Raw genomic sequence first — 5,688 nt, forward strand, 5'->3', positions numbered from 1 at the left:
GGGGGGGGGGGGGGGCCCGGGGGGGGGGGGGGGGGGCGGGGGGGGGGGGGGGGCCGGGCCCGCCCCCCCCCCCCCCACCCCAGGGGTCAGCCCTTGTTCTTGATCTGGCTGTTCCAGTGGTTGATCCACTCGGTCTCGTTCTTGCCGATCACGTCCCAGTTGACGTCCAGCGGCTTGAGGTTGAGCTGGGTCAGCCACTCCGGCTTCTGCGCGATGTCCACGGCCGGGATCTGGTAGTAGTCCTTGGCCAGGTCGGCGCGGAGCGAGTCGTCGAAGAGGAACTCGATGAACTTCTGCGCGCCGGTGCTGTTGCCGCCCTTGACCGCGGCCAGGCCGTCGACCAGGACCGGGGCGCCGGAGGCCGGCATCACGTACCCGAAGGGCATATTCGACTGGTTGGCCTGGAGCAGGATGTCCTGCAGGTTCCAGGCGCTGAGCACGCCCTGCTGGCGGGACATCTTCAGGTAGAGGTCGGTCGGGTTGGCCGCGTACGCGCCGGTGTTGGCGTCGAGCTTCTTCAGCCAGTCGTAGCCGGGCTGCGGGTTGCTGCCGTCCGGCGACTGCCGCTGGATCATGGAGGCGTAGATCGACCGCATCGTGCCGGAGGCCGCCACGTCGCGGATGATGATCTTGTCCTTCCACTCCGGCTTCAGCAGGTCGTCCCAGTCCTTGGGGGCCTGCTCCGGGGTGAGGGCCTTGTTGTTGTACATGATGACCTCGGGCAGCAGGATCTCGCCGAACCAGCGGCCCTCGGGGTCCTTGTACTTGGCGTCCATCTTGCCGGCGAACGACGGCTGCCAGGAGGTGAGCAGGTCCTCGGCGGCCCCGGCGGCCAGCCCCTGCTGGGTGCCGCCCCACCAGACGTCGGCCTGCGGGTTGGCCTTCTCGGCCCGGACCCGCTCCAGGATCTCCTGTGCACCGAGGTTGAGGACCTCGACCTTGCCCTTGTACTCGGGGTACTTGGCGGTGAACTTGTCGACGACGAAGGTGGCGACCTTCTTGTCGCGGGCCGTGTAGATCGTCAGCTTCTCGGTGCCGCCGCCGGCAGCCGAGTCACCCGAGCCGCCGCCGCAGGCGGTGCCGGCGGCGAGGACGGTGGCGAGCGCTCCGGCGAGTAGAAGTCGACGTCTCATCTGGTACCTCCGAGGGGTTGGGGGAACTGCGTTGTTCTGAAGGGAAAGGTCAGGGGGCAGGCAGCAGGGTGGGCAGCCCCGCGGCGGCGGCGGACAGGGCGTAGCTGATCGCGCCGTGCAACACGGCCCGGTCGCCGAGGACCGCCCGGCGGACCTCGGTCGGGCTCGGCGCGGCGGCGGAGACCAGGGCCTGGAGCCGCTCCACGGCGGCGTCGTCCAACTCGACGGCGGCCCCGCTGAGCAGGACCCGGCCGGGGTCGACGACGCAGGCGCAGGAGACGATGAGGCGGGACCACGCAGCGAGCACCTGGTCCAGGTAGGCGGCGGCCCGGTGGTCGACGGCGGCCAGGTCCACCAGCGCCCGGACAGGCGACTCGGGACGGCGCCCCGGGGCCAGGGCCACCACCTTCTCGGCGATGGCGCTCTCCGACCAGCGGGCCTCGAACGGACCGATCCCGTCGTGCCCGCGGTCGACCGGGTCGAGCGGCAGGAAGCCAACCTCGCCGGCGGCTCCGCCGGACCCCCGGCGGACCTGCCCGTCCAGCACCAGGCCGGCGCCGATGCCGTCGGCCACGTGGAGCAGGAGCAGGTCGGCCACGTCGGTGCCGGCACCGGCGGCATGCTCACCGGCAGCCATCAGGTTGACGTCGTTGTCCACCACGACCGGCACGCCGAGGCGCCGCTGGACCGACTCCCCTATCGGCTGCCCCTCAAGCAGGCCGACCGAGGGGGCGAGCCGGACCGCGCCGCCGGAGGAGACCCCAGGGGCGGCGATGGCCACGCCGCGCAGCGCCGGCAAACCCTCGCCGGCCAGTTCGGGCACCGCCTTGCAGATCAGGTCGACGATGTCACCGGTGAGTCGTACCGTGCGGTGGGCGACCACCGCACCGTCGCTGTCGGCGATCTCGCAGCTGATCCGGGAGGGCTCCAGCGAGACGGCCGCGACCAGTTCCGCACGGGGGTTGAACTCCAGCATGGCGCGGGGCCGTCCGGCCCGGGACGCGCCCGGTCCGCGTTCGATCAGGTAGCCCTCGGCGATCAGGTCGCGGACCAGCGGGGTGAGCGTGGCGGGGCTCAACCCGGTGAGCTCGGTCAGCTCGGCACGGGAGAGCACCCGCACCTGGCGGGCGGCGGAGATCACGGAGAGCCGCTTGATCTCCTTCGACCGCTCCCGGCTCACCGGGCTCGTCGGTGGCGTCACCACGTCAGTCACACTTCCTTCCTACGGCGAACGAACTATTGAGTCAAGTAACGAAAGCGTCTCGACGAGTCGACAGACCAGTGATGACCAGCGGAAATGTCGATCAATCAGGGCACGGCAGGACAGTGCGCTCTTCTCCCCAGATCAAGATCGAGAGCGCCCACGGCAACCAATTAGTTTCTTTCGCAAATTAAGAAAGATCTTGCACAGCATTGACGGCCCGCCGCGCCGGTCCCTACCGTCACCGGGCGAAGGCCTTCCAGTGTGTACGGAGCCCCGTACCGCTGCGTACCCGGTGACCCCGGGCGCCCGTCGGTGCCCGCCGTCCCGTCGCTTACCACCCACCGTCCGAACGCGACCACCACGTGGACGCGTCGCGCGTCCGACGTCGATGGCCGCTGCCCGGCTCTCGCCCCACCCGGAAGGATCCGCATGCGACTCAAGGCGTTCCTGCTACCCACGGCACTCGCCCTGGCCCTGTCCGGGGCCCCGGGCACCGCCCTCGCCGCACCCACGCCCAGCCGCCCCGCCGACGCCGTCGATCTCGACGTGCTCTTCGTCAGCGCCCACCCCGACGACGAGGCGGGCAGCCTCGCCACGCTCGGCCAGTGGAAGGAGCGCTACGGCGTCAAGGCCGGCGTCGTGACCATCACCCGCGGCGAGGGCGGCGGCAACGCGGTCGGCCTCGAGGAGGGCCCCCCGCTCGGCATCATCCGCGAGCGCGAGGAGCGCACCGCGATCGGCAAGGCGGGGGTCGAGCACCTCTACAACCTGGACCGGGTCGACTTCTGGTACACCGCGTCCGCGCCGCTGTCCGAGCGGATCTGGGGGCACGACGACACCCTCGCGCAGATCGTGCGGGTGATCCGGCAGACCCGGCCCGAGGTCGTGATGACGATGAACCCGTCGCCCACCCCGGGCAACCACGGCAACCACCAGCAGGCCGCCCGGTTCGCCGCCGAGGCGTTCCACGCCGCCGCCGACCCGAACGCCTTCCCCGAGCAACTCTCCGCGGAGGGTCTGAAGCCGTTCCGGCCGGCGAAGTTCCTGCGTACGGGCGGCACCGGCAGTTCGTCCGCCGGGCCGGCGTGCGCGTCGAGCTTCGTCCCGACGGTGCCGACCGACCAGGTCTTCGGCGTCTGGGAGGGCACCCCGAGCAGCACCGGGAAGACCTGGGCGGAGACCGAGGTGGACGCCCGCCGCGACTACGCCACCCAGGGCTGGGCGGGCACCCCCGCCGCCCCGACCGACCCGGCCAAGATCCGCTGCGACTTCTACACCCTGGTCGACAGCCGGGTCCCGTACGACCCGGCGGACACCTCTCCCGAGGCGATCCTGCGCGGCTCGGTGCTGCCGGCCGCGCCCGGCGGGCTGCCCCGGGGCACCGAGCTCTACCTGACGACGGACCGCTTCGACCTCGCCCCCGGCGAGACCGTCGAGGTGACCGCGCACGTCCGGGCGCCCGGCGACCGGGCGCTGACCCGGCCGCGCGTCGCCCTCCGGCTGCCCGAGGGCTGGACCGCCGCTGGCGCCGGTTCGCTCCCCGACGCGGTGCCCGCGGGCCAGGAGCGGACCGCCACCTTCACCGTCACCGTGCCGGCCACCGCCGGCACCAACCAGCAGCGGTTCGTCGGCGCGACCCTGGCCACCGGGCAGGGCACCGGCCGCACGGACCGGGCGGTACGGGTGGTCGCCGACGTGCGGGGCACCCTGGAGCCGCTGCCCGAGGTGGGCATCTTCCGGGACTGGGCCGGCGAGAGCGGCTACCCGCAGTTGGACACGCTGATCAAGCCGGTGCTCACCATCGGTTCCGGCCAGAGCCGATCGGTCCGGGTGGATCTGCGTAACCACGGCGAGGCCGCACAGCGCGGGCAGGTCACCCTCGGGCTGCCGAAGGGATTCACCGCCGACGCGGCCACGAAGAGCTACGCCGAACTGGCGCCCGGCGCGACCGGCGCGGTGAGCTTCACCGTCACCAACACCGATGCCGGCCTGCCCACGGCGAACGAGGGCGGCACCGACGGCGACTACGGGATCACCATCACCACCACCAGCGCCGCCGGCAGCACGGTCGAGACCGGCGCCCTGGAGATCGTGCCAACCAGTGAGGTGCCGCACGCCGGTGCCGCCAATGCGGTCAACGGGGTGGCTGCCCCCGGCGAGTACCCCGGCCCGGAGCTGGACCTTTCGCGGATCTGGGAGGGCGAGCCGACCACCCCGCAGGACGCCTCCGCGATCGGCCGGATCGCCTGGACGGAAGACGCCCTGAAGGTCCACGTCCAGGTCACCGACGACGTGCTCGGCCGGAAGGTGGTGCCGCAGGACTGCAAGCGGCAGCGCCGCACCGACAGCGTCGAGATCATCATCGACCCGAAGGGGAACTCGGCGGACACCTCCACCGTGTTCAAGGCCGGCATCTTCCCGGCCACCGACGACCCCGCCAACGGCGACCCGCCGTGCTGGCAGCGGGACGCCGACAACCGGCAGGGCCCGGGCGCGACCACCGCGCCGGGCATGACCGTGGTCAGCAAGGTCAGCGCGCCGTACACCGGCTACACCATCGAGGCGAGCATCCCGTTCGCGGTGCTTCCGGACGCGGTCGACCCGACCCGGATGGGCTTCAACGTGCTGGTCTACGACTCGGACACCCAGGATCTGACCTCGCAGTCGCGGCTCGGCTGGTCGACGTTCACCGGCGTCCGGGCCGACCCGTACCGGTACGGCCTGGTGACGCTGCCCGGGTACGCCCCGGCGGCCCGCCAGCCCAGCGCGCCGATCTTCCCGGACACCGCCGCGCGCAGCGTGCACAGCCCGCAGACCATCGCCCAGTCGGCGGTGGACGGAGTCGCCCCGGCCGCCGTGCCCCGGCTGCCGGCCGACGCGCTGCGGCTCACCGACGCCCGCACGGTCGCGGACGGCGTCTCGGTCACCCTCCGGGCGGACCGGGCCGGCACCGCGTACCTGTACGGCTGGGACGGCGACCGGGCCACCGGCAGCCGCACCGTGTCGCTCTCCGGCGGCTCGCCGGTGACCGTGGTGGTGCCGGTGACCGTGGGTACGCCGGCGTCGGTGCTGGCCGCGTTCGAGGCGGACGGTGCGGCACTGGCCCGGACGGTTCCGCTCGGCTGAGCCATCGGGGGTACGGCCGCCGTCCAACAGTGGCGGCCGTACCCCCGGGCACAGTCAGCGGAGCCGGTAGACGGCCACCCGACCGTTGTCGTGGCGCAGGTCGGCCAGCGTGCCCAAGGCCGGTGACTCACGGCCGACCTCGCGGTCGACGACCAGCCAGCGCACCCCGTACCGGTCGCGCAGGGCGGCCAGGCCGGCCACCGTGGGCGCGGTGAAGGCGGCGTC

At 72.6% G+C, this 5,688-nt stretch carries 3 protein-coding genes; 1 reads left to right on the forward strand and 2 read right to left on the reverse strand.

Annotated elements, in window-relative coordinates; translation table 11 throughout:
- Nucleotides 1-86 precede the first annotated feature (86 nt).
- Nucleotides 87-1,133: an extracellular solute-binding protein gene (locus ACWEVO_RS28530; protein WP_452310574.1), complete on the reverse strand. Its 1,047-nt coding sequence runs from the start codon at nt 1,131-1,133 to the stop codon at nt 87-89.
- A gap of 49 nt (nt 1,134-1,182) precedes the next feature.
- The gene (locus ACWEVO_RS28535) at nt 1,183-2,346 is read right to left on the reverse strand and encodes an ROK family protein (protein ID WP_452310575.1); all 1,164 of its coding nucleotides are present in this window, start codon (nt 2,344-2,346) and stop codon (nt 1,183-1,185) included.
- Between the two features lie 420 nt (nt 2,347-2,766).
- Here ACWEVO_RS28535 and ACWEVO_RS28540 point away from each other — a divergent pair, with 420 nt between their 5' ends.
- Nucleotides 2,767-5,463 carry a sugar-binding protein gene (locus ACWEVO_RS28540; RefSeq protein ID WP_452310576.1) on the forward strand — a complete coding sequence of 899 codons (2,697 nt, stop codon included), beginning with the start codon at nt 2,767-2,769 and terminating at the stop codon, nt 5,461-5,463.
- Nucleotides 5,464-5,688: the final 225 nt, after the last annotated feature.

This window comes from Micromonospora sp. NPDC003776 (assembly GCF_053605645.1).

Excerpts from the sequence above, each read along its gene's own strand:
- ACWEVO_RS28530 (WP_452310574.1), bottom strand. The coding sequence starts at position 1,133 with ATGAGACGTCGACTTCTACTCGCCGGAGCGCTCGCCACCGTCCTCGCC.
- ACWEVO_RS28540 (WP_452310576.1), top strand. The coding sequence starts at position 2,767 with ATGCGACTCAAGGCGTTCCTGCTACCCACGGCACTCGCCCTGGCCCTG.